General features: G+C 47.1%; 30 protein-coding genes. 26 read left to right on the forward strand and 4 right to left on the reverse strand.

What is annotated here, in order from left to right:
* Positions 1 to 58 precede the first annotated feature (58 nt).
* Together JMN17_RS08300 and sacT are read left to right on the forward strand one after the other, a co-directional pair.
* Positions 59 to 361, forward strand: a complete 303-nt coding sequence (locus tag JMN17_RS08300) for a hypothetical protein (RefSeq protein WP_087992814.1) — start codon at positions 59 to 61, stop codon at positions 359 to 361.
* Between the two features lie 39 nt (positions 362 to 400).
* Positions 401 to 1,231, forward strand: a complete 831-nt coding sequence (gene sacT / locus JMN17_RS08305; protein WP_087992800.1) for a sac operon transcriptional antiterminator SacT — start codon at positions 401 to 403, stop codon at positions 1,229 to 1,231.
* A gap of 38 nt (positions 1,232 to 1,269) precedes the next feature.
* Here the strand turns inward: sacT and JMN17_RS08310 are convergent, their stop codons facing one another.
* Positions 1,270 to 2,040, reverse strand: coding sequence for a formate/nitrite transporter family protein (locus JMN17_RS08310; RefSeq protein WP_202327887.1), 771 nt, complete (start codon positions 2,038 to 2,040; stop codon positions 1,270 to 1,272).
* A 300-nt stretch (positions 2,041 to 2,340) separates the two neighbouring features.
* Between JMN17_RS08310 and scrA the strand changes: the two genes are divergently transcribed.
* From scrA to JMN17_RS08325, 3 genes are all read left to right on the forward strand, one after another.
* Entirely contained in the window at positions 2,341 to 3,726 is a 1,386-nt protein-coding gene (gene scrA / locus JMN17_RS08315) for a PTS system sucrose transporter subunit IIBC (RefSeq protein ID WP_087992798.1), read from the forward strand.
* Entirely contained in the window at positions 3,723 to 5,162 is a 1,440-nt protein-coding gene (gene sacA, locus JMN17_RS08320) for a sucrose-6-phosphate hydrolase (RefSeq protein WP_087992797.1), read from the forward strand. The genes scrA and sacA overlap by 4 nt, the downstream gene beginning before the upstream one ends.
* A 93-nt stretch (positions 5,163 to 5,255) precedes the next feature.
* Complete coding sequence (locus tag JMN17_RS08325) at positions 5,256 to 5,504, forward strand: hypothetical protein (RefSeq protein ID WP_087992796.1); 249 nt, start codon at positions 5,256 to 5,258, stop codon at positions 5,502 to 5,504.
* A gap of 90 nt (positions 5,505 to 5,594) precedes the next feature.
* Here JMN17_RS08325 and JMN17_RS08330 read toward each other — a convergent pair whose 3' ends face one another.
* Positions 5,595 to 6,410, reverse strand: coding sequence for a bifunctional hydroxymethylpyrimidine kinase/phosphomethylpyrimidine kinase (locus JMN17_RS08330; protein ID WP_202327888.1), 816 nt, complete (start codon positions 6,408 to 6,410; stop codon positions 5,595 to 5,597).
* 143 nt (positions 6,411 to 6,553) lie between these two features.
* Between JMN17_RS08330 and JMN17_RS08335 the strand changes: the two genes are divergently transcribed.
* From JMN17_RS08335 to JMN17_RS08355, 5 genes are all read left to right on the forward strand, one after another.
* Positions 6,554 to 6,892, forward strand: coding sequence for a PadR family transcriptional regulator (locus JMN17_RS08335; RefSeq protein WP_087992794.1), 339 nt, complete (start codon positions 6,554 to 6,556; stop codon positions 6,890 to 6,892).
* Complete coding sequence (locus JMN17_RS08340) at positions 6,885 to 7,520, forward strand: permease prefix domain 1-containing protein (RefSeq protein WP_087992793.1); 636 nt, start codon at positions 6,885 to 6,887, stop codon at positions 7,518 to 7,520. The genes JMN17_RS08335 and JMN17_RS08340 overlap by 8 nt, the downstream gene beginning before the upstream one ends.
* A 47-nt stretch (positions 7,521 to 7,567) precedes the next feature.
* Positions 7,568 to 8,101, forward strand: a complete 534-nt coding sequence (locus JMN17_RS08345; protein ID WP_087992792.1) for a hypothetical protein — start codon at positions 7,568 to 7,570, stop codon at positions 8,099 to 8,101.
* A gap of 89 nt (positions 8,102 to 8,190) precedes the next feature.
* On the forward strand, positions 8,191 to 8,997 hold the full coding sequence (locus tag JMN17_RS08350) for a glycosyltransferase family 2 protein (protein ID WP_087992791.1): 807 nt from the start codon (positions 8,191 to 8,193) through the stop codon (positions 8,995 to 8,997).
* A 14-nt stretch (positions 8,998 to 9,011) separates the two neighbouring features.
* Positions 9,012 to 9,689, forward strand: a complete 678-nt coding sequence (locus JMN17_RS08355) for a uracil-DNA glycosylase (RefSeq protein WP_202327889.1) — start codon at positions 9,012 to 9,014, stop codon at positions 9,687 to 9,689.
* Positions 9,690 to 9,713: 24 nt separating this feature from the next.
* Here the strand turns inward: JMN17_RS08355 and JMN17_RS08360 are convergent, their stop codons facing one another.
* On the reverse strand, positions 9,714 to 11,084 hold the full coding sequence (locus tag JMN17_RS08360; RefSeq protein WP_087992789.1) for an aldehyde dehydrogenase: 1,371 nt from the start codon (positions 11,082 to 11,084) through the stop codon (positions 9,714 to 9,716).
* Positions 11,085 to 11,249: 165 nt separating this feature from the next.
* Here JMN17_RS08360 and JMN17_RS08365 point away from each other — a divergent pair, with 165 nt between their 5' ends.
* From JMN17_RS08365 to JMN17_RS08375, 3 genes are all read left to right on the forward strand, one after another.
* Positions 11,250 to 11,567 (forward strand): YwdI family protein, encoded by a 318-nt coding sequence (locus tag JMN17_RS08365; protein WP_202327890.1) that lies wholly within the window; start codon positions 11,250 to 11,252, stop codon positions 11,565 to 11,567.
* Positions 11,568 to 11,586: 19 nt separating this feature from the next.
* A complete protein-coding gene (locus tag JMN17_RS08370) occupies positions 11,587 to 12,909 on the forward strand; it encodes a purine/pyrimidine permease (protein ID WP_202327891.1) in 1,323 nt (440 codons plus the stop codon).
* Between the two features lie 61 nt (positions 12,910 to 12,970).
* Complete coding sequence (locus JMN17_RS08375; RefSeq protein WP_087992786.1) at positions 12,971 to 13,342, forward strand: DUF423 domain-containing protein; 372 nt, start codon at positions 12,971 to 12,973, stop codon at positions 13,340 to 13,342.
* Positions 13,343 to 13,383: 41 nt separating this feature from the next.
* Here JMN17_RS08375 and gerQ read toward each other — a convergent pair whose 3' ends face one another.
* Positions 13,384 to 13,908, reverse strand: coding sequence for a spore coat protein GerQ (gene gerQ, locus JMN17_RS08380; RefSeq protein ID WP_087992785.1), 525 nt, complete (start codon positions 13,906 to 13,908; stop codon positions 13,384 to 13,386).
* Positions 13,909 to 14,229: 321 nt separating this feature from the next.
* Here gerQ and spsA point away from each other — a divergent pair, with 321 nt between their 5' ends.
* From spsA to rocG, 13 genes are all read left to right on the forward strand, one after another.
* Entirely contained in the window at positions 14,230 to 15,000 is a 771-nt protein-coding gene (gene spsA / locus JMN17_RS08385; protein ID WP_202327892.1) for a spore coat dTDP-glycosyltransferase SpsA, read from the forward strand.
* A 4-nt stretch (positions 15,001 to 15,004) separates the two neighbouring features.
* Positions 15,005 to 16,429, forward strand: a complete 1,425-nt coding sequence (locus JMN17_RS08390; protein WP_202327893.1) for a CDP-glycerol glycerophosphotransferase family protein — start codon at positions 15,005 to 15,007, stop codon at positions 16,427 to 16,429.
* Between the two features lie 20 nt (positions 16,430 to 16,449).
* Positions 16,450 to 17,619 carry a DegT/DnrJ/EryC1/StrS family aminotransferase gene (locus JMN17_RS08395; protein WP_202327894.1) on the forward strand — a complete coding sequence of 390 codons (1,170 nt, stop codon included), beginning with the start codon at positions 16,450 to 16,452 and terminating at the stop codon, positions 17,617 to 17,619.
* A complete protein-coding gene (locus tag JMN17_RS08400; protein ID WP_202327895.1) occupies positions 17,620 to 18,489 on the forward strand; it encodes a GNAT family N-acetyltransferase in 870 nt (289 codons plus the stop codon).
* Positions 18,489 to 19,610 carry an N-acetylneuraminate synthase family protein gene (locus JMN17_RS08405; protein ID WP_202327896.1) on the forward strand — a complete coding sequence of 374 codons (1,122 nt, stop codon included), beginning with the start codon at positions 18,489 to 18,491 and terminating at the stop codon, positions 19,608 to 19,610. Before JMN17_RS08400 ends, JMN17_RS08405 begins: the two co-directional genes overlap by 1 nt.
* On the forward strand, positions 19,603 to 20,325 hold the full coding sequence (locus JMN17_RS08410) for a glycosyltransferase family protein (protein WP_202327897.1): 723 nt from the start codon (positions 19,603 to 19,605) through the stop codon (positions 20,323 to 20,325). Before JMN17_RS08405 ends, JMN17_RS08410 begins: the two co-directional genes overlap by 8 nt.
* Positions 20,326 to 20,327: 2 nt before the next feature.
* Positions 20,328 to 21,347, forward strand: a complete 1,020-nt coding sequence (locus JMN17_RS08415) for a PseG/SpsG family protein (RefSeq protein WP_202327898.1) — start codon at positions 20,328 to 20,330, stop codon at positions 21,345 to 21,347.
* 24 nt (positions 21,348 to 21,371) lie between these two features.
* The gene (locus JMN17_RS08420) at positions 21,372 to 22,112 is read left to right on the forward strand and encodes a sugar phosphate nucleotidyltransferase (protein WP_087992777.1); all 741 of its coding nucleotides are present in this window, start codon (positions 21,372 to 21,374) and stop codon (positions 22,110 to 22,112) included.
* The gene (gene rfbB, locus JMN17_RS08425; RefSeq protein WP_087992776.1) at positions 22,112 to 23,059 is read left to right on the forward strand and encodes a dTDP-glucose 4,6-dehydratase; all 948 of its coding nucleotides are present in this window, start codon (positions 22,112 to 22,114) and stop codon (positions 23,057 to 23,059) included. Before JMN17_RS08420 ends, rfbB begins: the two co-directional genes overlap by 1 nt.
* A gap of 13 nt (positions 23,060 to 23,072) precedes the next feature.
* Positions 23,073 to 23,924, forward strand: coding sequence for a dTDP-4-dehydrorhamnose reductase (gene rfbD / locus JMN17_RS08430; protein WP_087992775.1), 852 nt, complete (start codon positions 23,073 to 23,075; stop codon positions 23,922 to 23,924).
* On the forward strand, positions 23,917 to 24,372 hold the full coding sequence (locus JMN17_RS08435) for a dTDP-4-dehydrorhamnose 3,5-epimerase family protein (protein WP_087992774.1): 456 nt from the start codon (positions 23,917 to 23,919) through the stop codon (positions 24,370 to 24,372). Before rfbD ends, JMN17_RS08435 begins: the two co-directional genes overlap by 8 nt.
* 325 nt (positions 24,373 to 24,697) lie before the next feature.
* Positions 24,698 to 25,162: a biofilm surface layer hydrophobin BslB gene (gene bslB / locus JMN17_RS08440; RefSeq protein WP_202327899.1), complete on the forward strand. Its 465-nt coding sequence runs from the start codon at positions 24,698 to 24,700 to the stop codon at positions 25,160 to 25,162.
* A 184-nt stretch (positions 25,163 to 25,346) separates the two neighbouring features.
* On the forward strand, positions 25,347 to 26,621 hold the full coding sequence (gene rocG, locus JMN17_RS08445) for a glutamate dehydrogenase (RefSeq protein ID WP_202327900.1): 1,275 nt from the start codon (positions 25,347 to 25,349) through the stop codon (positions 26,619 to 26,621).
* Positions 26,622 to 26,654: the final 33 nt, after the last annotated feature.

Here is a 26,654-nt window from a genome sequence, read left to right on the forward strand (position 1 = left end):
GAGAAAACGGGCTGCTAAAAAGGCTGCCTGCCAAAAAGAAGCGGAGGGATGTTTTTCTATGAAACGTTTGCTTGTATCTTTACGGGTGTGGATGGTCTTTTTGATGAACTGGGTGACGCCGGACAGAAAAACTGCGGCTGCTGCGGTCTATTCGGCTCAGCGTACATACCAAAGAAAAGCGGCGGTGCAGGCCGCAGGACTTGTTTCGTTTTATGAATGGCGGATGGCTGTGAATGACGAAGAAAAGCAGAAAGCGAAAGCCGCCGCGCTTTATAAAAGAAGGTGTTTGCAAGCCTTCAAGGAATCGCCAAAGCAGGAGAGAGCTGGACCGCACCTTTACATGGCGGTCAAAAGGAGGTAAAATCCCAGTCAAAAGCAAATTGGCGGGAGAGATAGCCTCTTGAAAATCTATAAAGTATTAAACAACAATGCGGCTTTAATAAAAGAGGATAATCAGGAAAAAATCGTGATGGGACCGGGAATCGCATTTCAAAAAAAGAAAAATGATCTCATCCCTATGAATAAAGTGGAAAAGATCTTTGTCGTGCACGACGAGAATGAAAAGTTTAAACAAATCCTGCAAACGCTGCCGGAGGAGCATATTGAAATCGCTGAGGATATCATCAGCTATGCGGAGGGGGAGCTCGCGGCGCCGTTGAGCGACCACATTCATATCGCGCTTTCTGACCACTTGTCCTTTGCGATCGAAAGGGTTCAAAATGGGCTGCTTGTGCAGAATAAACTGCTGCATGAGATAAAGGCGCTCTATAAAAAAGAATATGAGGTCGGCCTGTGGGCAATCAGACATGTAAAAGAGACATTGGGCGTGTCTCTGCCTGAAGATGAAGCGGGTTATATTGCCCTTCACATCCATACGGCGAAGATGGATGCGGAGAGCATGTATTCAGCGCTGAAGCATACGACCATGATTAAAGAAATGATAGAGAAAATAGAAAACTACTTTAATCGAAAGGTGGATGAAAACAGCATTTCCTATCAACGCCTTGTCACGCATTTGCGATACGCGGTCAGTCGGTTGGAATCAAATGAAGCGCTCCATCATATGGATGAGGAGATGCTTTATTTCATCCAAAAAAAGTATTCATTTGCCTATCAATGTGCGCTGGAGCTGGCGGAGTTTTTGAAAAGTGAATATCAATTACATTTGCCGGAGTCCGAGGCCGGCTATATCACGCTGCATGTCCAGCGTCTTCAAGATCTCTCGGAATAACCGCTTTGACTTGCAGAGAGTGATCTCTGGAAGTTTTTTTATTTATCGGGATTGAGCGTGTAGTACATCCAGCCCATCATCACTATTCCTGCGGTCAGATTTCCGAGCGTAACAGGAATTAAGTTTCTGACCGCTCCCATCAGTGTCACTGTATCAGGGTGCTCGATCAAAAGTGCGATGGCGAATGTGCACATATTGGCAATGCTGTGCTCAAAACCTGAAATAAAGAAGCAGAAAACAAAAAGCATCATGGTAAACAGCTTGGCTCCTTCTCCTTTGAGAGACATCGGAATGAAAAAGGCGAGGCACACAAGCCAATTGCACAGCATACCTCTGAAAAACAGTTCGGAAGCTGACGGCTCCATTTTGTGCTCTGCCAGATGAATCAAAAAGGAATGAACAGAAGCCTCCTCAAAAAGTCCTGTCGCGCTGATCAGAATAGCAAATAGGATGGCGCCAATTAAATTGCCGGCATAGCTTGTCATCCACAGGTGCAGGGTGTCTCGCCAGCGAAGTTTTTTTCGGAGCGCGGTATAGGTGAAATAAAAGGTGTTGCCGGTAAATAAATCCCCGCCGCCGTAAGCAATCAGCAGAATAGCGGCTCCGAATGTGACAGCGGCTGCCGGAAAGGCAAACGGAGAATCAGCCATGAAGAAATAGCTGCCTGTTTTGCTTGCGGCTGTAATGCCGAAACCGATAAACATGCTGGCCAGAATGGATCTAAGCAAATAACGGAATTTACTGGAAATAAATATATTTTGTTTTTTTAAAGCGTACTGTTCAACCTTTTGCAATGCTTGAGTTTCCATGTTCTTTTCCTGCTTTCTTTGATGATTGAGCATAGTATAGCATGATATTGTGAAGTATTTCACAATTAAATTCAACGAATTTATGACTAAATGTTTTATCAAACTTTTTAACTAAAAAACAGTTGACGAAAACGCTGTCATGATTTATGATGAAAGCGTATTCTCAATCTGAATAAGCGGGATTGTGACTGGTAAAGCAGGCAAGACCTAAAATTTGCGTAGATGAAAAAGGATCGCTGTGTCCTTTATTCGTTGGCGAATTTTAGGTCTTTTTTGTTTAAATAAAAGGGGGAAAAACAGATGGATTACAAAGAGACTGCAAAACGCCTCACCGAGCTTCTCGGGGGCAAAGAAAACATTATCAGCGCGGCTCATTGTGCAACAAGACTGCGTTTAGTGATTAAGGATGAATCAAAGATAGATCAAACACAAGTAGAAGAGCTTGACGGTGTCAAAGGCGCTTTCAGCAGTTCTGGCCAGTACCAGATCATTTTCGGAACAGGCCTTGTCAATAAGGTGTACGATGCTTTTTCGAAGGAAGTTGATGTCGAGCGTGACGAACATGTAAATCACCAGGATGCGGCGAAAGAAAAACTGAATCCCGCTGCGAGATTTGCGAAAACGCTTTCTAATATTTTTGTTCCAATCATTCCGGCTATTGTCGCCAGCGGCCTGTTAATGGGCTTACTGGGTATGATCAATGCGTTTCATTGGATGAGCAAGGAGTCTGCTTTGCTGCAGCTGCTTGATATGTTTTCAAGCGCAGCCTTTATTTTCTTGCCGATTTTAATCGGGGTCAGTGCTTCAAAAGAGTTTGGCAGCAACCCTTACTTGGGAGCGGTTATCGGGGGAATCATGATTCATCCGACGCTTTTGAATCCTTGGGGGTTGGCGGAAGCAACACCAGATTTTATGCATCTTTTCGGATTTGATATCGCGCTTCTGGGCTATCAGGGGACTGTCATCCCTGTCCTGCTGGCGGTTTATGTCATGAGCAAGATTGAAAAATGGACAAGAAAAGTGGTTCCTCATTCGGTAGATTTGCTTGTTACCCCATTTGTCACAGTGATTGTCACCGGGTTTGTCGCTTTTATCGCGATTGGTCCTTTGGGCAGAGCACTTGGCTCCGGCATTACGGTTGCTTTAACGTATGTATATGATCATGCTGGTTTTGTCGCGGGTCTGGTTTTCGGGGGGACTTATTCACTTATTGTATTGACAGGCGTTCATCACAGTTTCCATGCGATTGAGGCAGGACTTATTGCTGATATCGGCAAAAACTACTTGCTGCCGATCTGGTCAATGGCGAATGTCGCACAGGGCGGGGCCGGCCTTGCCGTCTTCTTTATGGCGAAAAAGGCAAAGACAAAAGAAATCGCGCTTCCGGCTGCATTCTCTGCTTTTCTCGGCATTACTGAGCCAGTCATATTCGGAGTCAATCTTCGCTACCGTAAGCCATTCATCGCCGCGATGATCGGAGGCGCATTGGGCGGTGCGTATGTCGTCTTTACACATGTTGCTGCAAACGCTTACGGGTTAACAGGGATTCCGATGATCGCCATTGCTGCGCCGTTTGGCGTTGGCAACTTGATCAACTATCTGATTGGGATGGCCATAGCGGGAGTGTCATCGTTTACCGCAGCGTTTATTATGAAGATTAATGAGGATGAGGGGAGAAAAAAATGACATCACATGATCAGGAGCTTCGTCGCCGGGCATATGAAGAAGTGGAGAAAAAAGAGCCTATCGCTGACAGTGATCCGCACCGCCAGCATTTTCATATCATGCCGCCGGTTGGGCTGCTGAATGACCCGAATGGCGTTGTATATTGGAAGGGCAGCTTTCATGTGTTTTTTCAGTGGCAGCCGTTTCAGACGGGGCACGGCGCGAAATTCTGGGGCCATTATACGAGTCAGGATGCTGTGAATTGGAAGCGGGAAGAGATTGCGCTGGCGCCGAGTGATTGGTTCGATAAAAACGGCTGCTACTCGGGCAGCGCTGTCACGAAAGACGGTCGGCTTTATTTGTTTTACACTGGAAATGTCAGGGATCAGGAGGGGAACCGAGAAACATATCAATGCCTTGCTGTATCTGATGACGGGCTGACCTTTGAGAAGAAAGGTGTTGTCGCCCGCCTTCCAGAAGGATACACGCCGCATTTTCGCGATCCGAAAGTATGGGAGCATGAAGGCACATGGTATATGGTGATTGGCGCGCAAACGGAGAATAGGCAAGGACACGCTGTGTTGTTTGCTTCTGATAACCTGACGGAGTGGAGATTTCTCGGCCCGGTAACTGGCGCAGGCTTCAATGGGCTGGACGATTTCGGGTACATGTGGGAATGCCCTGACTTGTTTACTCTTCAGGGGTCCGATGTGCTGATTGTCTCACCTCAGGGTCTTGAGGCAGACGGTTTTCATTATCAGAACGTGTATCAATCAGGTTATGTTGTCGGGCGTCTTGATTATAACAAGCCTGAACTGAAGCATGGCGATTTTATTGAGCTTGATCAAGGTTTTGACTTTTACGCTCCGCAAACACTTGAAGACGATCAGGGAAGGCGGATTTTGTTTGCATGGATGGCGGTGCCTGATCAGGATGAAGGATCTCATCCGACAATTGACTATCACTGGATTCACTGTATGACGCTGCCGAGACAGCTGACGCTATCAGGGCAGAAACTGATTCAGCAGCCGCTGCCTGAGCTGAAAGCCATGCGCAGGAATGAGAAGAACATACAAATCAACATGCATGGATCATCTGGGACGCTTCCAGTTGAAAACCCTGAAAGAGCTGAGATCTTGATCGAAGACATTGAGACAGAGTCCGGTTTTTCAATCAGTATCCGGGGAACGGCTGCGTTCTCCTTTGATCAGAACGAGGGGGTTATTACGCTGGAGCGAACGAGCTTCGACGGAAAACGAACAGAAGCGAGACATTGCCGCATCAAGGATTTGCATACCGTGCACATGTTTATCGACGCGTCATCTATAGAAATCTTTATCAATCATGGAGAAGAGGTCTTTAGTGCAAGATATTTTCCTTTCCCCGGAAATCATGACGTGACAGCCAGTTCGACCGGAAAATCTGAAATGAATGTCGGAATTTGGACACTTATGTAGAAAATCCTTCTATTTTCTTATGTGAAATCTGTGCCATCTGTGCTATTCTTCAACGATAACCTACTATTTTTTTCTGTAAAAGGAGTTGTTTTCTTGAATATACATGAACAGAAGATAACACCGGAATGTTTGGAAAAGGCTGCGGACCAGGTTGAAGATAAGCGGGAAGAATATAAGGATGTTCTGCTGCAGCTGAAAAAAATGCTTGGCGGGACCGCACCGCACAGTGAAACGGCGGAAATTCTTTCACGGGCATATGAGCAAATGAAGGAATACGCACTTTTTGTTCAGTCGATAGAAACATTTTTGAGGAAATCTGCGAACAATTTAAAAATCAAATAAACAGGCTGCCGATGGGATCGGCAGTTTTTTTTGTGAAAAGTTATTGGTTATATAAAAAAGGCTGCCTCTAAGTAAGGCAGCCGATGTTGTTTATGATTGTTTATCCAGACGCTGCGCAGAATGCTTCGTAGGTCCGACATACTGGTTTAGCGGGAAGGATTCTTTAATGGCAGCGGTAATGAATTCTTTCGCTGTGTAGATGGCTTTTTTGACTTCCGCACCTTTGGCGAGCTCCGCTGTCACGGCTGCTGAGAACGTACAGCCTGCGCCATGGGTATAAGGCGTATCGATCATTTCGCTTTCGAGGACTTCCGCTGTTTCTCCGTCATAGAGTACATCAACGGCTTTTTCGTGTTTGAGTTTGCCTCCGCCTGTAATGACGACATATTGGGCGCCGAGTGCGTGAATTTTTTTAGCAGCTTCGATCATATCGTCAACTGTTTTTAATTCATCCATGCCGCTGAGCTGGCTGGCTTCAAACAGATTCGGTGTAATGACAGTGGCTAGCGGCGCTAATTGTTCCCGCAGGGCTTGGGCGTGCTCCGGATAAAGGACTTCATTTGCCCCTTTGCAAACCATGACCGGGTCAATCACCACATTTTTTAATTGTTTTTCTTTGATCGTTTTTGCCGCAAGCTCGATGATATCAACGGTTGGCAGCATTCCTGTTTTCATGGCGTCCACTCCGATGCCGTCCGTAATCGTTGCAAGCTGGGCGCGGATTGTATCAGTATCGATCGGGAATACCTGATGGTCCCAGCTGTTGTTCGGGTCCATCGCGACGATCACTGTTAAGGCGGTCATCCCGTATACGTTTTTCTCTTGAAATGTTTTTAAATCAGCTTGAATCCCAGCACCGCCGCTGGAATCTGAGCCGGCAATGGTAAGTGCTTTATGCATAGACATGTCTTGAACCTCCATCATGTTTTGTCTTTCATTATAGTTAGATTTTCTCTGTATCACAATATAGAAGATCTATAGGAATCATTTGACAATACTAAAGAGCTTTCGTAAAATGCTACATAAGAAAACTAGGTAGGGGTTTTGTGATGTTAAATCGTGAGCTGGTGAAGGGCAGCACTGTGATATTGGTATTGACGCTTCTGAACGAGCGGCCGATGTACGGCTATGAGCTTGTAAAAGAAATGGGAACCCGCAGCGGAAATGAATGGCAGATGAAAGAAGGGACCTTGTATCCTTCTCTTCACAAGCTTGAACGCCAAGGGGTTATTTCTTCCTTTTGGGAGAAGCAGGAGAAAGGGCCGGACCGCAAATATTATCGGATTACAGATGAAGGCAAAGAGGTGCTGGCGGAACGCACGAAGGAATGGAGCGTATTTTCGGCTATGATGGACCGAATGTTGAAGCGGGGCGGGCAGAATGGATAAAGAAACATATTTGTCTGAAATCAAAAATGGACTTATAGGGCTTCCAGAAGGAGAGACGATAATAGAAGAGATTGAGAGTCATATTGAACATCATCTGCTCCACTCTCTTCAGGAAGGGAAGAGTGAGGCGGAAGCTATGCAGATTTTATTGCAGACGTTCGGAACACCAGCTGACATTGTTTCTTCGTTTAAGAAAGAACAGCCTGTAACGTTCCGTGTGTTTTTGGTGTTCCATCTTTTCTGTAACAGCGCACTATTCGCTGTCGGCATCGCTATTACGACGATGCACGTCTGGCTTGAATCGCCTATTGTTCAAGCAGTATGGAAAGGCATTTCTGTTTCTGTGTGGCTGATCTTAGCTGCATATATCATGTACTGGGTGCTGATTGGGTATCAAGGGGTGAGGGAGTTTGGAAAACGCGGAGAAAAGCTAGTTTTACAAACGATTCAAATCTCTATAGTGCCAAATATCATTTTTATGCTTGTATTTCTGTTCAATGTGATTCCTGCTGCGCTGTTTCAATCCTTTCTGACGCCTTGGTTTGTCGGAATTTGCGCTTGTGCAACACTGTTATTTCCGTTATTCGGCCGAATAGGCTGTTATATTGGCAGGCGTCAGCTTGCCTGATTTTTTAGGTATATGCATAGAATTTCTATGTAAGGAAGGTGTATGTCGTGAAGCTTAGCTCTTGTTTATATGGTTTTTTCGTTCATGGCGCAGTATTTTTGTTTACTGGCGGCTGCATGCTCTTGGCTATGTTAGCCAGCTTGCCTTTTGTTTTTCTTCTTGGATGGCTGCCTGATGTCGTCTTTACAGCCGGTGCCATTCTTATGCTGTTATGTTCATATGCTTATGTCTGGTTTTGGGCGGTCAGGTTTGCATATAACCAGAAAATGCGCCTGTTTGATGTTCAATTGGGGTCCTTTGTGCTGCTGGCCTTCATGATAAGTTTGTTTTTATTGGATGGATCTAGTATGAAAGACATCGTGATGAATTGGGACGATACAGGCTGTGCTTTTGTTCCGCCGGCTTTTACTTTTTTGTGTCTTTCTTATGCACTTGTGCTGCTTCCGGTCTATCAATCTAAGCTGTGGCATCTGATCCTTCCGAATAGCGTACGCCTGAAAGATCTCTTTCATGTATTTGGAGATCTGGCACTGATCTTGGTGCTATTGATCGGTGCCACATTATTGTTTCTATCATTCTAGTTTACTGTTTCAGTAGGATATTCCCACTGATCTCCTGTCCAATATATGTTTTAATAGTACATGACTATGAAAATGTGAAGGAGAGCATCATGAAGATTTCTATCGTAATTGTGACCTATAATCGGATTCCGGCTTTGTGTGAGCTTCTGGAGTCGATTTCGCAGCAGACCTTGAAGCCTTATGAAGTCATTATTGTGAATGATGCCGGGGAATCGGTCGTGCCGGTCAAAGCACTGTATCCGGAGCTGCCGATTGCTGTCATCAATTTAGAAAAGAACTCGGGGCATGTGGCTGCGAGAAATGCCGGTGTAAAAGAAACGTCTGGCGATTGCATTATGCTTTGTGATGACGATGATTTCTTTACACCGGGGCATGTGGAGAGAATGGCGAAGGAAATAGAAACGGCGGATTTCGTTCATTCTGATGCGGAGATTGTCTCATTTGAAGAGAAAAACGGAACAAGATATCCAATTTCGCGGAAGCTGTTTGCTTATACCGCTGACTACGAGGATATGAGAGTGTTCTCTACATATGTGCCGTCGGGAAGCATGTACAGACGTTTTCTGCATGCTGAAATCGGTTATTTCGATGCTGATGTGCACAATTATTGGGACTGGGATTTTTATTTGCGCGCGGCGAAGGATTACCGGGTGAAGCGTGTCCCTTGCGCCAGTGTGATGTATGCCTTCAGTGACGCGGGAGACAATCAGTCCGCGGACCTTGGCGCCAAGCGGAAACAATATTTGGATCGTTTAAGTGAAAAGCACGGACTCGGGGAACTGCCGACGAAAAACTTTGCCGTCCTGCTTGAAGAGCCTGAGATGAAAAGACGGGAAGCAAAAAGTGAAATCGTTTGGGATGGCAAACCTGTCTATTCCAGACTTCATCGTACGTAAGGGAGGCCTGAATCTTGAAACAGATTTTAGAAGACAGCTGGTGGAATCAGCTGGAAGAAGAGTTTGAGAAACCGTATTATCAAGAGCTCAGAGAAATGCTGAAGCGGGAATACGCGGAGCAAACGATTTATCCGGACAGCCGGGATATTTTTAATGCGCTGCATTATACCCCATTCGATGATGTCAAGGTGGTCATTCTCGGCCAAGACCCGTATCACGGGCCAGGACAGGCTCAGGGTTTAAGCTTCTCCGTAAAGCCGGGTGTGAAGCAGCCGCCTTCATTAAAAAATATCTTTCTTGAGCTGCAGGAGGACATCGGGTGCAGCATTCCGAACCACGGGTCGCTTGTCAGCTGGGCAAAGCAAGGGGTTCTCTTGCTAAACACTGTGCTGACGGTAAGACGCGGACAGGCAAATTCTCATAAAGGGAAAGGCTGGGAGCGGCTGACGGACCGGATTATTGACGTGTTGAATGAAAGGGAGCAGCCGGTAATCTTTATTTTGTGGGGCCGGCATGCCCAAATGAAAAAAGAACGGATCGACACGTCCAAGCATTTTATCATTGAATCGACGCATCCCAGCCCGTTTTCGGCAAGAAACGGATTTTTCGGGAGCAGACCGTTTTCCCGGGCGAATGCGTGCTTAGAGAAAATGGGAGAAGCGCCGATTGATTGGTGTATAAAGGATTTGTAAAAAGCGCGGATCATCTGCGCTTTTTTATTTGAGTATTTTCCGAATCATTCGCAGCCCGTTTTTGGAAGAAGGATAACGAAAAGCGATGTCGAAGCGGTTCGTTTGTTTGACGACGCTTTTTTTGTGCGTAAATGTGTTAAAGCTGTCAAATCCGTGATAGCTGCCGATACCGCTTTCTCCGACGCCGCCGAATGGCAAATACGGTGTCGCGACGTGCATTAGCGTATCATTGACACAGCCTCCGCCAAACGACAGATTCTCTAAAACAGACCGCTCGATTTCTTTGTTTGTGGTAAAGACGTACAGGGCGAGTGGCTTCGGGCGCGATTGGACTTTCTCAATGACTTCATCGATATCGCCGTACGTAAACAGCGGAAGAATCGGCCCGAAAATCTCCTCCTGCATCACAGGAGAGTCATCCTCCACTTGGTCAAGAATCGTCGGCGCTATTTTGTGGTGATCAGAATCAGATTGTCCGCCTGTGAGCGGGACGCCATTATTTAGAAAATCGAGCAGCCGCCGATAGTGGCGCTCACTGACGATTTTGCCGTACTGCGGATTCCGTTCGGGCTGAGGGCCGTAAAATTCATTGATCGCACGCTTCATTTCTTCTGTGAGCTTTGTTTTGATGTCTTCGTGAACAAATAAATAATCCGGTGCGATGCAGGTTTGTCCCGCATTCGTAAATTTCCCGAAGACAATGCGTTTAGCGGCAAGCTGTATGTCCGCATCCTTATGGACAATACAGGGGCTTTTGCCGCCAAGCTCCAAGGTAACGGGTGTTAATTGTTTGGCCGCAGCCTCCATGACGATTTTCCCCACGGCAACGCTGCCAGTGAAGAAAATATAATCGAAGGGCTGCTGTAGTAACGCTGTGCTGACGTCGGGCCCGCCTTCCGCCATAGCGACATAATCATTTGGAAAAACGCTGCTGATGAGGTTGGAAAGAACAGCGGAAACAGCCGGCGTATATTCCGACGGTTTGAGAACGACCGTGTTCCCGGCGGCAATGGCTCCAATCAAGGGAGAAAGCGCCAGCTGCAGGGGATAGTTCCATGGCGCAACCACTAAAACGGTTCCATACGGCTCAGGGATGATGATGCTTTTGGAGCCTAGATGGGTCAGCGGTGTTTTGACTCGTTTCGGCTTGGCCCATTTTCCCAGCCGTTTCATCACAAAGCTGATTTCCTCCAACACAATTCCGATTTCCGTTGTGTATGCTTCTTGTTCGGATTTGTTGAGATCTTGATAGAGAGCGGCTGTGAGATCAGCTTCATGTGTTTTGATGGCTTGTTTCAGCTTCTGCAACAGGTCCAGTCTCGATTCTAGCGGTCTCGTGTGCCCCGCCGCAAAATATGCTTTATGCTTGCTGACGATAAAGGGTATGCTGTTCATTCCATCGCTCCTTTTTTGTAAAGTATGGTGATTTATTATGTGAAAAATTTCTTCTGCTTGTCAAATGCGCAAGGTTTGTTAGAAAAAATCACAAACTCATATCTGCGTTTGTGGCGGGAATTTGATAAAATGCAGGAAGACGATAAATATTCTGGAGGGTTCTTGATGAACATTCATATATCTGCTTTGATTCAAAAAATGGAAGAGGAGCTCAAAAAAGCGAAGACGGCTGAGCTAGATGAGGAGCTGAAGCGCTCGGTAGCGGTTGTCCGTTCTTTGTGTGACGTCGTGCTGGATCAGCCGGAGGCCGCGAGCGCGCCCCGCATCCAGCCGAGCAGCACGCCAAGTCCTGCCGCGCCGCCATCGACAGACCAGTTGATGATGGAAAAAATGATGGGAAGCGCGGGATTAAAAAATTATCGAAAGCAGGAAAAAGAGAAGCAGGAAGAGGACGGAAACGGAGAGTCTTTATTTGATTTTTAATGAGAAAGGTTGAGCGCACGTGAAATTGTTTCTTGGCGCGCTGCAATGGACAGCGTTTATCATTGCTGCGGCGATTGTTGTTCCGGTGGCGGTTGCCCAGTCGTTTCATCTGGATCACTCAGATTCTGCGAGATTGATCCAGAGCACATTTTTTGTATTGGGAATTGCCGCAGTCATTCAGTGTTTGAAAGGCCACAGACTGCCGATCAATGAGAGCCCCGCCGGCTTGTGGTGGGGCGTGTATACGATCTACGGCGGGCTGACGGGAACTGTTTTTGCAACTTACGGGGACACACTGCGCGGTTTGCAGGGAGCTCTTCTTGTAAGCGCTGTATGTTTCTTTTTGTTAAGTATCTTCAAGGTCATTGACCGGCTCGCAGCCTTGTTTACTCCGGTTGTAACGGGGGTCTATTTATTGCTGCTTGTCATGCAGCTGAGTCAGCCCATTATAAAAGGAATTCTCGGAATCGGCTACCGCAAGGACGGTGTAGACGGCCTTGTATTTGGTCTTGCACTTGTTGTAGTCGCCGCCGCCTTTATAATGACAAATTCGAACATCACGTTTTTTAAGCAATATTCTATTTTATTGGCTCTGTTCGGCGGATGGGTGCTGTTTGCGGCTGCCGGAGCGGCAAAGCCGATGGAAATACCTGATCGGCTGTTTCAGCTGCCCTCCCTGTTTCCTTTTGGCAAACCTTTATTTAACAGCGGTCTTATCATCACCTCCATTTTTATTACCATCTTGCTGATCGTGAATATGCTGGCGAGCATGAAGGTTGTGGATATCGCTGTAAAAAAATTCGGCAAACAGCCGGATGGGCGGCATCATGAACGCCATGCCGGTTTTGCCGCCTCATTCAGCCATCTGCTGAGCGGTTTGACGGGAGCCATTGCACCGGTTCCGATTTCGGGAGCAGCGGGTTTTATTGAAACGACCAAAATGCCTTCTAAAAAACCGTTTATGCTCGGCAGTATTTTCGTTGTTGTGATCAGCGTGATCCCGTTTTTCATGAATGCGTTTGCGAGCCTGCCGTCACCCGTTGGATTTGCGGTAAACTTTGTTGTGTTTTCCGCGATGGGCGGTCTGGCCCTTGCAGAATTTGATTCATATGAGAAAGCGGAACTGAAAAGGGTGCGGTCTGTGATCGGCACCTCGCTGTTGACGGGGGTCGGCATTATGTTTGTTCCTGAAACTGCCTTAAAGGGTTTGCACCCGGTATTTATTTCTCTGTTAAGCAACGGGCTTGTATTAGGAACGCTTGTTGCAATAGCGTCAGACCAGTTCCAGCTTTGGCGCAGGAGAAAATCCGACAATCTCGTGTCATCGGAGAACAAATATTGAATTTTAGTATAGGTGCGATAAGATAAAGGATATGAGTTTAACGAAAAGGCGGGAGAGCTAGATGAAAGTTTTTATCATATTAGGGGCCATTAACGCCCTGCTTGCTGTGGGACTCGGGGCATTTGGCGCTCACGGATTAGAAGGGAAAATTCCTGATAAATATCTTCAGGTGTGGCACACAGGTGTGCAGTATCATATGTATCACGCCCTTGGGCTTTTCGTTGTCGCCTTCCTGGCCGATAAATTATCCGGCATCGGCAGTGTCACGACAGCCGGTTGGCTGATGTTTGCGGGAATTGTGCTGTTTTCCGGAAGCTTATATATTCTCAGTTTGACGCAAATCTCCATTCTTGGGGCCATTACCCCGCTCGGCGGTGTGGCGTTTATTATTTCTTGGATCATGATCATTGTCGCAGCCGTCAAATATCTATAAAAAAAAGCCAATCCTCATCATATGAGTGATTGGCTTTTACTTTATCTTGGCGAATAGGATGCCATGGAATATGGATACGTATACGCAATTTCTTCATCAAATGTAATGTAATCGAGGTAGATGGTCAGGAGCAGGTAGCGAGTTCCTGATTTCGGGTCGCTGATGATAATGTGATCCCGTCCCGCAGCCTCGATGACGCCGCGAAAGATCTTTGAGCCCCATTCCTTGCTGTTTTCAAATGTCATATAAATGGTGGCCGTTTTTCCCCTGTTCAGTCGCAAAATGTTCTCAATGTACGATTCCTCAACAGGCAGCATGCCGGGAATGCTTTGTCCGGGCGCCGACGGTGTCGGCCCCGATGGAATTTGAAACCCGCCGCCCTGCTGGCCCGGGAATCCGAATCCTTGCTGCCCTTGCTGCATTGGCATCATTGGCTGCATCCCCATCGTCTGCATTTGCGCGCCTTGACCTTGCTGCGGGTACGGATTGGCGCCGTACTGAGGCTGATATCCCTGCATATTATCAAATCCCTGCATTTGCTGATATTGATTTTTTTTCGGTTTCATATCGTTCCTCCTTTTTATGAAAACCATTCAAAACAAGTTCCGGATGTATAGATGAACGCTCCGCGATGACTCACCTCCGATGGAAAACGATCTTAGTCGCTGGTGCGATTTTTATCTCTTTCACCTTATGAGGCTGATGCTTGGAATATGCGGAAAAAGAACAGCGGACGGGCCAGATTTTCGTCTGGGCAGCCGCTGTTTTTCGTAGGCATACACAAACTTTTCGCGCATATTGGTTTGTATCCCTAGCGCAACTTGCGCATAAGCAACATAAGATAACGTTAGTTTCAGGTGTGAAGTTTCAAGAAGGAGGTGTAGGATTTGCCGAAAGTATCAGTCATTATGACGAGTTATAACAAAAGCGATTATGTGGCAAAGTCCATTTCCAGCATACTTTCACAAACGTTTTCCGATTTTGAATTGTTTATTATGGATGACAACTCCAATGAAGAGACGCTAAATGTAATCCGTCCTTTTTTGAATGATAACCGAGTGCGTTTTTATCAAAGCGATGTATCTGAAGTAAAGGAAAGAACGGAAAAAACAAGATACGCGGCGCTGATCAATCAGGCGATTGAGATGGCCAAGGGTGAATATATCACCTATGCGACGGATGACAACGTCTATATGCCGGACCGGCTCTTAAAAATGGTGAAGGAGCTCGATGATCATCCTGAAAAGGCTGTGATTTACTCAGCCTCCAAAACCTATCACTTAAACGAGGATCGCGACATTGTAAAAGAAACTATCAGGCCGGCCGTTCACGTGACGTGGAACGCGCCGTGCGCCATCGACCATTGCTCGGTGATGCACAGGTATTCTGTGCTTGAGAAGGTAAAGGAGAAATTTGGCTCCTATTGGGATGAAAGCCCGGCGTTTTACAGGATCGGGGATGCCCGGTTCTTTTGGAGGGTCAACCATTTTTATCCGTTTTACCCGCTGGCTGAGGAGCTGGATCTGAATTATATTACCGACCAATCGATTCACTTTCAGCTGTTTGAATCAGAAAAAAATGAATTCGTCAGGAACCTTCCTCCGCAGCGCAATTGCCGAGAGCTGCGTGAATCATTAAAAAAGCTTGGGATGGGGTGAGAGCTTGTCGGCCTATTTAAGCAATTATTGGGTGCTGTACCGGAAGTATGTAGAGCTTTTTGACAGACTTCGCTACAAGGGGATTCCGCTTGGGCTTATCAGTAATTTTTATCAATACATCAGCCCGGAGCTAAGGGTGATGATGGATGAAGAGCCGGAGTTATTCGGAGCGGTGGATCAGCATATCGATGAAGGGCAGATTCAGCCGTTTTTTGAAGAAAAAATACGAAGTATAGCCAAAATAAACAACATACCAGGTAAGGGAAAAGTCATTTTGCACTTTGATTATCTGCGTTTTACAAACGAAAATTACTATCAGTTCGATCCTGAAAAAACAGCTGTTTTGGCCCGGTGGAGTTTGCCTGATTATTGTGATCTGCCTGTGATTAGCAAGCGTGAGATTGCGGAATCATGCCAAAAAGGTGATCCGAAGCCGTATCTCGAAACAGCCTGTTCGATTCTCGCCCCTTTTGATGACCACCCTGCATTCGGTGATCAAGCGTTTCGCGACCGGCTTTACAAAGATATTCCTTTATTTATGGAAGCCATTGATACGGTTGATGCGCTGTTTGAGCAGGAGAAGATTTCTGCCGTTGTCGTTGGAACGGCAGAAGATATTTACAGCAGGGTGCTCGCTCTTACGTGTGAAAAGAGAGGGGCCGTCAGCATTTGTCTTCAGCATGGCGCATTGATGGGAGATGAAGCCTTCATTCCTGTTTTTACAACCTATCAGGCTGTTTTTGGCGCTTATGAAGCGGAGTGGTTCAAACGAAAAGGCTGTAAACCTGAGCAGATTCTCGTAACGGGACATCCCCGCTTCGATCAGATATTTAACAGAACCCCTATCGACATGTCCGTATTCTATCGAAAACTTGCTTTTCATCCATCCAAAAAAATCGTGCTTATTGCGACCCAGCCTTTTTCGGAAGATTTTTATTCCGGTTTGCTAGAAGAGCTTTCTGATCAGAAACAGCTGCAAATCATCATCAAACCCCACCCTTGGGAAATCGGGAAAAATAAGCTGGATCTGTATCACGCTGCGGCGAAAAAACATAATGCCTGCAGAGTCATCAAAAAGGAGATGGAGCTGTATGATTTGCTGCCGTATGCTGACGCGGCAGTGACGCAAACCTCAACAGTCGGACTTGAAGCCATGCTGTTTCAAAAACCTGCATTGATCGGGAAATCATCCGGAACCCGCACGTATCCGTATTATGAATCTCTTGGCGGTTTTATATTTGATCAGCCGGATGAACTGGCGCGCACCTTGATTGCGGTTCTTCGAAGTCCCTCAGTGCATCAAAAAGCAGAAGAGGCGCGTCTGGCATTCACAGCAGCTAATTACCCGGTGGCAGAATCAACAAACGCCTTATTTGCGGAATTGAAAGCCAAAACAGGGGTTGATTACAGGCGGGAAGATACTGAATAAAATGATAGGAGCGCAAAGAAATGGTGCAAAAGAGAAATCATTTTCTTCCTTACTCTTTACCGTTAATCGGCAAGGAAGAAATTCAGGAGGTTACAGAAACGCTTGAATCGGGATGGCTCTCCAAAGGCCCGAAGGTTCAGCAGTTTGAAAAAGAGTTTGCCTCGTTTGTCGGGGCGAAGCACGCCGTGGCGCTGAATTCATGTACGGCCGCCTTATTTTTGGCTTTGAAAGCAAAAGGAATCGGGCCGGGTGACGAGGTCATTACCTCTCCGCTTACGTTCAGCTCGACCGCCAATACGATTATTCATACAGGAGCGACACCTGTGTTTGCGGACATTGACGAAAACACGCTCAATATTGATCCAGTAAAGCTTGAGGCGGCCGTCACACCGCGAACGAAAGCAGTTGTACCCGTCCACTTTGGCGGGCAGTCCTGCGATATGGATGCGATATTGGTAATTGCCCAAAAGCATGGCTTATTCGTGCTTGAGGATGCGGCACATGCTGTGTATACGACTTATAAGCAAAGAATGATCGGTTCTATCGGGGACGCGACGGCATTCAGCTTTTACGCCACTAAAAACCTGGCGACAGGGGAAGGCGGCATGCTGACGACAGACGATGAGGAGCTTGCCGATCACATCCGGGTGCTGAGCCTTCACGGCATGAGCAAAGCCGCGTGGAACCGTTATTCTTCAAATGGCAGCTGGTATTATGAAGTCGAATCGCCCGGCTATAAGATGAACATGTTTGATCTGCAGGCGGCTCTCGGTCTTCATCAGCTGAAACGTCTGGATGAGATGCAGAAACGGAGAGAAGAGATTGCCGGCCGCTACCAAGCCGCTTTTCAGCAGATTTCGGGGCTGATCACGCCGTTTGTCCATGATGACGGCAGGCACGCTTGGCATTTATATGTTCTGCAAGTGGATGAAAAACAGGCCGGTGTCACGCGCAGCGAAATGATTACGGCTTTAAAGGATGAATACAATATCGGCACAAGCGTTCATTTTATTCCCGTGCACATTCATCCGTATTATCAAAAGCGATTCGGGTTTAAGGAAGAGGACTTCCCGATCGCGATGAATTACTATAAACGAACCCTGTCGCTCCCGCTTTATCCATCAATGTCTGACGAGGATGTAAATGATGTCATTGAAGCTGTGCGGGCTATCGTAAAAGGGGCTGGTTAAGTGTACACGGTAAAAGAAAATGTCTCCAAAGAGGCGATTGAGAGTTTTCTCCACAGCAGGCAGCTTACACTGGACGTTCCCTATCAATTTTCCCTCGGCCTTTTTGAAAACAGCGGGCTCCAAGGCGTCTTGCTTTATGAAGACTCTCTGTGGGAAGGCAAGATTCTTCAGAAGAAAGTCATGAACGTCAAGCTTCTGGCGGCAAACAGCACCGGGCAGCTGAAGAGGCTGTTTCAAGCGTTTTATTCTGTACGGCAAATGGATGAAACGGATTTTATCTTTGTTCGCGTTCCGGCTGAAGATATCGGAGCCGCGCATGTGATACAGCAGCAGCCGTCCTCTTACTTTGTCGGCAGTTTGCTGAAGCTGGCGAATCCCCCGTCTTTATATGACAAAACACCGCCATTTTTTGAACTGGGTCCGCCTGAGCCCGAAGACACAGAAGCGATATGTGAGCTGGCCCGCGATTCGTTTACCAAAAGCAGATATTTTCAAGATCCTCATCTCAGCCGCGAAGCAGCAAACAAAATTTTTCAGGAGTGGACACGAAACAATCTGAATGGAAGGGCCGCTGTCAATGTTGCCGCTAAGCATAATGGCGAGGTCATCGGTTATCTTCAGGGCTTATCCAGAGAAGATGAATGTATTCTCGATTTGATGGCTGTGAAGCCGGGATTCGAAGGCAAACGTGTCGCGTTTCATTTATTGGCGAATCTCATAGAACACCCGTTGATCCAGAAGCATAAAACGGTAACAGCGGGGACGCAGCTTCACAATGTAAGGGCGATCCGCCTTTATGAAAGAATGGGCTTCACCGCTGAACAATCGTATTACTATTATCATATTTGGCCGGGCAAGGAGGCGAAATAATGGCAACGTTTCAGATCGCGAATAAAACTGTGGGCAAAGACGCTCCTGTATTTATTATTGCCGAGGCGGGAATTAATCATGACGGAAAGCTTGATCAGGCTTTTGCGCTGATTGATGCAGCGGCGGAAGCCGGCGCGGATGCCGTGAAATTTCAAATGTTCCAGGCTGATAAGATGTACCAGAAAGATCCTGGTTTGTACAAAACAGCGGCTGGCCAGGACGTCTCTATTTTTTCTTTGATTCAATCCATGGAAATGCCCGCTGAGTGGATTTCCCCGCTTTTGGATTACTGCCGCGAAAAGCAGGTGATCTTTTTAAGCACAGTGTGTGACGAAGGGTCAGCCGACCTGCTTCAGTCCACCTCGCCAACCGCTTTTAAAATCGCATCCTATGAAATTAACCATCTTCCGCTGCTCAAATATGTCGCCCGACTGAACAGGCCGATGATATTCTCGACAGCCGGAGCGGAAATTTCTGATGTTCACGAAGCGTGGAGCACCATCAGGGCAGAGGGCAACGATCAAATCTCCATTATGCATTGTGTGGCGAAATACCCTGCGCCGCCGGAGTACAGCAACCTCAGCGTCATTCCGATGCTTGCCGCCGCTTTTCCTGATGCTGTGATCGGCTTCTCCGATCACAGCGAACACCCGACTGAAGCGCCGTGTGCCGCGGTTCGGCTCGGAGCAAAACTGATAGAAAAGCATTTTACGATCGATAAAAATCTGCCGGGCGCCGACCACTCGTTTGCGTTAAATCCGGACGAATTAAAAGAAATGGTCGAAGGTATCAGGAAAACCGAGGCCGAGATGAAACAAGGAATCAGGAAGCCGGTATCTGAAAGACTGCTAGGCAGTTCATACAAAACCACAACCGCCATCGAAGGAGAAATCCGGCAATTTGCATACAGAGGAATTTTTGCAACAGCTCCGATACAAAAAGGCGAAGTTTTTAGTGAAGACAATATCGCAGTGCTGCGCCCCGGACAAAAGCCGCAGGGGCTGCACCCGAGATTTTTTGAGCTGCTGACCGGCGGCGTTCGGGCTGTAAGAGACATCCCGTCCGATACAGGCATTGTCTGGGACGACATTTTAATGAAGGACAGCCCATCTCATGAATGACATTCTCTTTATCATCCAAGCCAGAATGGGTTCAACACGGCTTCCGGGAAAAGTGCTGCGTCCGCTCGGGTCCAATCGTTTACTCGATATTCTCGTTCACCGTGTCCGGAAAAGCGCGTTTTATCAAAAGGATCGGGATAATCTTGTCATCGCCACGTCTGACAAAGAAACTGACGACATCTTAGAGGCGCACTGTGTGAAATATGGCTTTCGCGTTTTCCGCGGCAGCGAGGAACGTGTTCTTGACAGGTTTGTGCAGGTCATTAAAGCTGTCAAACCGACAGTGGTCATCCGGTTAACGGGTGATAATCCGTTTGTCGATCCGGAGCTGCTCGATTTCATGATAGCGGCGCATCTTGATCAAGGAGCGGATTATACGTATATCCGGCACACTCCGTTAGGGATTAGCGGCGAAGTGGTCAGCGCCAAGCTGTTAACAGACATCAGCCGTATTCAGGCGTTGGAGGATCAATATCAGGAGCATGTCACGTTATATGTAAGGAACCATCCAGATCTTTATCGCGTTCAGTTTATAGAGGCGCCGGAACAATTTCGCGCCCCTCAATGCCGGCTGACCATCGACACAAAGGAAGACTATGAATCGATAAAGGCCCTTTATCAAAAAGCAGGCGAGCGCCCCGATGTATCCGCCTCCGAGCTCATCAACCTGCTGAACCGGAACCCTGATGCGGCAATCGAACGAGAGGCTGAATAGCCATGCATATTGGGATCGTCGCAGACGGCGGTTATGAAAAGGGAATGGGCCATGTTGTCCGGATGAAGAGGCTCGCGGAAGAACTCAAACAGCGCTGCTTGATTACGTTTTACACGAATCAGGAGTCTGAACCATTTCTTCATGAAGAGCATTGGCATGTCATCGTAAAACCGGAGCTGCGGCAGGATGAATTTATTCTCCGGGAAATAAAAAACAAGCACCTTGATCTGCTTTTGTTTGATATTCTCGATGCGCCTGCTGAGCTATTAAGGAAAATAAAGGCGGAAACAGATGCAAAAATCGTACTCTTTGAAGAGAAAAATGAAAAAGCGATTCAGCTAAGTGACGCAGTCATCAACGGAATTTACGGTGATATCAGAAGCAGGTCGTACGATCAGGGAAACACCCGCATCTATGAAGGCCCTGATTATCTCATTCTTCACCCCGCCTTCCAGACCGCAAGAAATGATTACAAACTGAGGAAAAAATGCCGCAATATTCTTGTTGCGCTGGGAGGAAGCGATCCGAAGCAGCTTATTTTTAAAGTGCTGGCTGCAGCCGATCAAGTCCCCGCCATGAAAGATAAAAACATGATTTTTGTGATGGGGAGCGCTTCACCGCATCAAGAAGCGGTCCGAAGGCTGATTCAAAAGAAGCCGCAGTACACGGTGATCGGGCAGACAAGTGATATGGCGGGTGTCATGAAACAAGCGGATGCAGCCATTGTAGCCGGCGGCATCTCCTTGTACGAAGCCATTTGCATCGGTGTGCCGTGCCTTGTTCTTTCTCAGGTTGAGCACCAAACGGCAACAGCCAAAACATTCGCTGAACAAGGCGCCGCTCTTGATCTTGGTCTCGGAGAGCTTGTATCGGATGAAACGCTCATCTATCAGATGTCACGAATCAGCAGCAGCTATCCTCTTCGCCTTTCTTTGCACAAGGGAGGGAGGCCGCTCGTGGATGGCAAAGGCATCAAGCGGGTAAAAGCTATTCTTCAAGATTTGTATGATCAAAAGCTATAAAAATGCATGTAAGGAAGTGTTACTGTGAAAGGTGTAATTTTAGCCGGAGGAAACGGCTCACGCCTTATGCCCTTAACGAAAGCCGTCAACAAGCATTTGCTTCCTGTAGGCCCGTATCCGATGATTTACTGGTCGATTATGAAGCTGGAGGAAGCCGGAATAAAAGACATTTTACTCATCAGCCAAAAAGATCATATGCCGCAGTTTTTCAAGCTGCTTGGGAACGGGGAAGAGCTTGGCGTCACAATCACTTATCAGGTCCAGCCTGCCGCATCGGGTATTTCGGATGGGCTGTCTTATGCAAAACGCTTTACGAAAAAAGAGTCTTTCATTTTATTATTAGGTGATAATATATTCGAAGATTCATTAAAGCCTTTTACGGAGCGCTTTGAACAGCAGGGAAAAGGAGCAAAGGTGCTGCTGAAAGAAGTTGATGATCCGGAGCGCTTCGGGATTGCTGAAATTGATGAGAAAAACAAGCGGATTCGTTCCATTATCGAGAAGCCCGCACATCCGCCGACCAACCTTTGCGTAACCGGCATTTATATGTATGATGCGGAGGTATTTTCGTATATTGAACAAATATCACCGTCAAAGCGCGGCGAGCTGGAAATCACTGATGTGAATAATCTATACATCGAAAACAGCCAGCTTACGTATGATGTGTTATCAGGCTGGTGGGTCGATGCCGGAACTCACGAATCGCTTCATCTCGCCTCTCAGCTTGTACACCGGGCTTTACAGAAAGGACAGGACGAACAGTGATGGCAAAATCATATTTAATTACGGGCGGGGCCGGCTTCATCGGGCTCACGTTTACAAAGCTCATGCTGAAGGAAACGGATGCGCGCATTACCGTTTTAGATAAACTGACGTACGCCAGCCACTTGGAGGAAATGGAAAAATTAAAGGAAAACAGCCGATTTCGCTTTGTGAAAGGGGATATCAGTGTTCAGGAGGATATCGACCGCGCGTTTGATGAGACGTATGACGGCGTGATTCACTTCGCTGCGGAATCGCATGTAGACAGAAGCATTTCCCAAGCAGAGCCGTTTATCACCACAAATGTCATGGGAACATACCGATTGGCGGAAGCGGTTTTGCAGGGAAAAGCCAAGAAGCTGATTCATATTTCAACAGATGAGGTGTACGGGGATTTAGAAGCGGAAGATCCCGCGTTTACTGAAACGACGCCGCTTTCTCCTAATAACCCATATTCAGCCAGCAAGGCAAGCTCTGATTTGCTTGTGTTATCTTATGTCAAAACCCACAAGCTTCCGGCCATTATTACACGATGCAGCAACAATTACGGCCCTTACCAGCACAGCGAAAAAATGATTCCGACGATTATCCGCCATGCGAAGCAAGGACTTCCAGTTCCGCTGTACGGCGATGGGCTCCAGATCCGAGATTGGCTGTTTGCGGAGGATCATTGCCGCGCCATCAAGCTGATTTTAGAAAAAGGAACAGATGGTGAGGTGTATAACATCGGCGGCGGGAATGAACGCACAAATAAAGAGCTGGCGAGCATCATCATGAAGCATTTGGGCTGTGAGGAATTGTTCGCACACGTGGAAGACCGAAAAGGGCATGACCGGCGCTATGCGATCAATGCATCAAAGCTGAAAAACGAACTGGGCTGGCGGCAGGAAGTGCCGTTTGAAAAAGGCATTGCGCGTACGATTCGCTGGTATACCGACAATGACCGATGAGAAGGTGATCCGATTGACAAAGGTATTGGTGACTGGTGCGGGAGGACAGCTTGGCCGGGAACTGTGCCGCCAGCTGAAGCAAACTGGATATGAGGTCATTGCATTAACAAAGAAGATGATGAACATTGCTGACCAGCGCTCAGTACGGCATTCGTTTGGCCATTATCAGCCGGATATCGTGGTTAATGCGGCCGCGTTTACATCGGTTGATCAATGCGAGACAGAACTTGATAAAGCGTACTTGATTAACGGAATCGGCGCTTATTATACAGCTCTTGAGGCAACCCGCATCGGCGCTCAATATGTTCATATCAGCACGGACTATGTATTCGACGGGAAAGGAACCCAGCCATACAGGGAAGACGATCCTCCAAATCCAAATACCATCTACGGCAAAAGCAAAAAGCTCGGAGAAGAACTGATTCGATTAGCGACAAAAGACAGCACGATCATCAGAACGTCGTGGGTGTACGGACACGGCGGCAGCAATTTCGTTCAAACCATGCTGAAGCTTGCTGAAACGAAACAAGAGCTGCGGGTTGTAAGCGATCAAATGGGTTCGCCGACCTATACAAAGGATTTAGCGGAAGCGGTCATCAAGCTGTTCAGCCATCCGCCGGGCATTTATCATGTCAGCAATTCAGGCATATGCAGCTGGTATGAATTTGCGAAGGCCATTATGGAAGAAAGCGGGCTGGCCACAGTCATTTTGCCTGTCACGACTGAAGAATACGGAAACAAAACGCCCCGTCCGGCTTATTCTGTTCTGAGCCATCAGGCCATTGAAGAAGCCGGCATTCGCCCTCGCCATTGGCGAGAAGCGTTACGGGCATATTTGCGGGAAAGGAGCAGTGCACGTGATTGATGGAGTCAAGGTGAAAAAATTGACGAAGCACAGTGATGACAGAGGATTTTTTGCCGAGTTGGTTCGGGATGATGAGAACCTTCTTGAGCATTTCGGGCAGGCCTCTTGGTCGAAAAGCTATCCAGGTGTGATTAAGGCATTCCATTATCATGAGAAGCAAGATGATCTTTGGTTCTTCCCAACCGGCCATGCTCAGGTTGTCCTTTACGATCTTCGAGAGGACTCAAAGACAAAAGGAGAAACTGGCGTTTATTACATGGGCGAAGATAACCCGATGCTATTATTGATCCCTAAAGGGGTTGCCCACGGATACAGAGTGCTGGGAGAGAAGCCGCTGACGATTATCTATTTCACGACCATGTCGTATAACGCGGATCAACCTGATGAAAAAAGAATTCCGTGGAATGATGAGACGATCGGTTTTAACTGGAATACCGAATTCAGATAAAGATAGGAACGTGATCAATCGAAGAGCGGAGGCATCTTCGCTTTTTTTTGTCCTTTTTCAAAATAGGATAAAAGATAGAGATCAACAGGCGGGTGTAGCTAGAAAACGAGAGAAAAAATAGTCTGTAGGAACCTTGTATAAATAGGATGGAACTCACAAAAAAACCCAAGTTCTAATATTCCTAAAAAAGCATTTACTTCCATATGGATTGGTGTTAGATTAATTTTTAAGAAAAAGAATTGGAAATTCGCGAATGACAGAAACATACTTTTTCTGCAGAGGACGCTCTGGCCAAATATTAACTGTGATTTGAGGGGGAAATGTCATGTTAAAAAGAACTTCATTCGTATCTTCACTATTCATCAGTTCAGCTGTTTTACTATCAATCTTGCTTCCTTCAGGCCAAGCTCATGCGCAGTCTGCATCAATTGAAGCTAAAACGATCAACAGCACAAAAGAGTGGACCACTTCCGATATTGAAGTGACGTATAAACCAAACGCGGTGCTTTCTCTAGGAGCGGTAGAATTCCGATTTCCTGACGGGTTCCATGCCACGATAAGAGATTCAGTGAATGGAAGAACACTGAAAGAAACACAGATTTTAAACGATGGAAAAACAGTTAGACTCCCGCTTACGCTTGATTTATTAGGCGCAACTGAATTTGACCTCGTCATGGTGCGCAAAACCCTTCCGCGCGCAGGCACTTACACGATTAAAGGCGATGTTGTGAACGGTTTGGGAATCGGCAGTTTTTACGCTGAAACGCAGCTGGTGATTGACCCTCGTTAACTCGTTAATGAATAGATGTGATCAGAGGCTGAGATATTTTCAGTCTCTTTTTTGTTGATTTAAAAAACTGGTACGGATCTTGCATGATGATAAGGGTGAATCCAATGAAGAAAGGAATTGATCGGCGGAAAATTTTTAAAGCGCTTACATTTTAAGCCGGTCAAAAAATAATGAGGTGAAAAAGATGTCAGAAAAGCAAGTCAAGAAAGACGAGGAAAAAGAAGCTCTTAATTTATTTCTGTCTACCCAAACGATCATTAAGGAAGCCCTGCGGAAGCTGGGCTATCCGGGCGATATGTATGAACTCATGAAAGAGCCGCAGAGAATGCTTACCGTCCGTATTCCGGTAAAAATGGATAACGGCAGTGTCAAAGTGTATACAGGCTACCGGTCGCAGCACAATGATGCTGTCGGTCCGACAAAGGGGGGCGTGCGTTTCCATCCTGAAGTCAGCGAAGAGGAGGTAAAGGCATTATCCATTTGGATGACGCTCAAGTGCGGGATTGCCAATCTTCCTTATGGCGGCGGAAAGGGCGGTATTATTTGTGATCCGCGGACAATGTCATTTGGAGAACTGGAAAGGCTGAGCAGGGGGTATGTCCGTGCCATCAGCCAGATCGTCGGCCCGACAAAGGATATTCCGGCTCCCGATGTGTACACCAACTCGCAAATTATGGCGTGGATGATGGATGAGTACAGCCGGCTCCGGGAATTCGATTCTCCAGGCTTTATTACAGGGAAACCAATCGTTTTAGGCGGATCGCAAGGCCGGGAAACGGCAACGGCACAGGGCGTCACGATTTGTATTGAAGAGGCGGTTAAGAAAAAAGGGATCAAGCTGCAAAACGCGCGCATCATCATACAGGGCTTTGGAAACGCGGGGAGCTTTCTGGCCAAATTCATGCATGATGCCGGCGCGAAGGTGATCGGGATTTCGGATGCCCACGGCGGGCTCTACAACCCGGACGGCCTTGATATCCCTTATTTGCTCGATAAGCGGGACAGCTTCGGCATGGTCACCAATTTATTTACAGATGTCATCACAAATGAGGAACTGCTTGAAAAGGATTGCGATATTTTAGTGCCCGCGGCGATCGCCAATCAAATCACAGCCAAAAACGCACATCACATTCAGTCGTCAATTGTCGTTGAAGCGGCGAATGGCCCGACAACCATTGATGCCACGAAGATCTTGAACGAAAGAGGCGTGCTCCTCGTGCCTGATATTCTGGCGAGTGCCGGCGGCGTCACGGTTTCTTATTTTGAATGGGTGCAAAACAACCAAGGATACTATTGGCCGGAAGAAGAGGTTGCGGAAAAACTGAGAAACGTCATGGTTAATTCGTTCGAAACGATTTATCAGACAGCGGCCGCACATAAAGTAGACATGCGTTTGGCGGCTTACATGACGGGCATCAGAAAATCGGCAGAAGCATCGCGATTCCGCGGGTGGGTGTGAATTCGGAAGGAGAATCTTTCAGATGCAAACAAA

This window comes from Bacillus sp. RHFS10, assembly GCF_016757475.1.
GTDB classification, from domain to species: domain Bacteria; phylum Bacillota; class Bacilli; order Bacillales; family Bacillaceae; genus Bacillus; species Bacillus subtilis_G.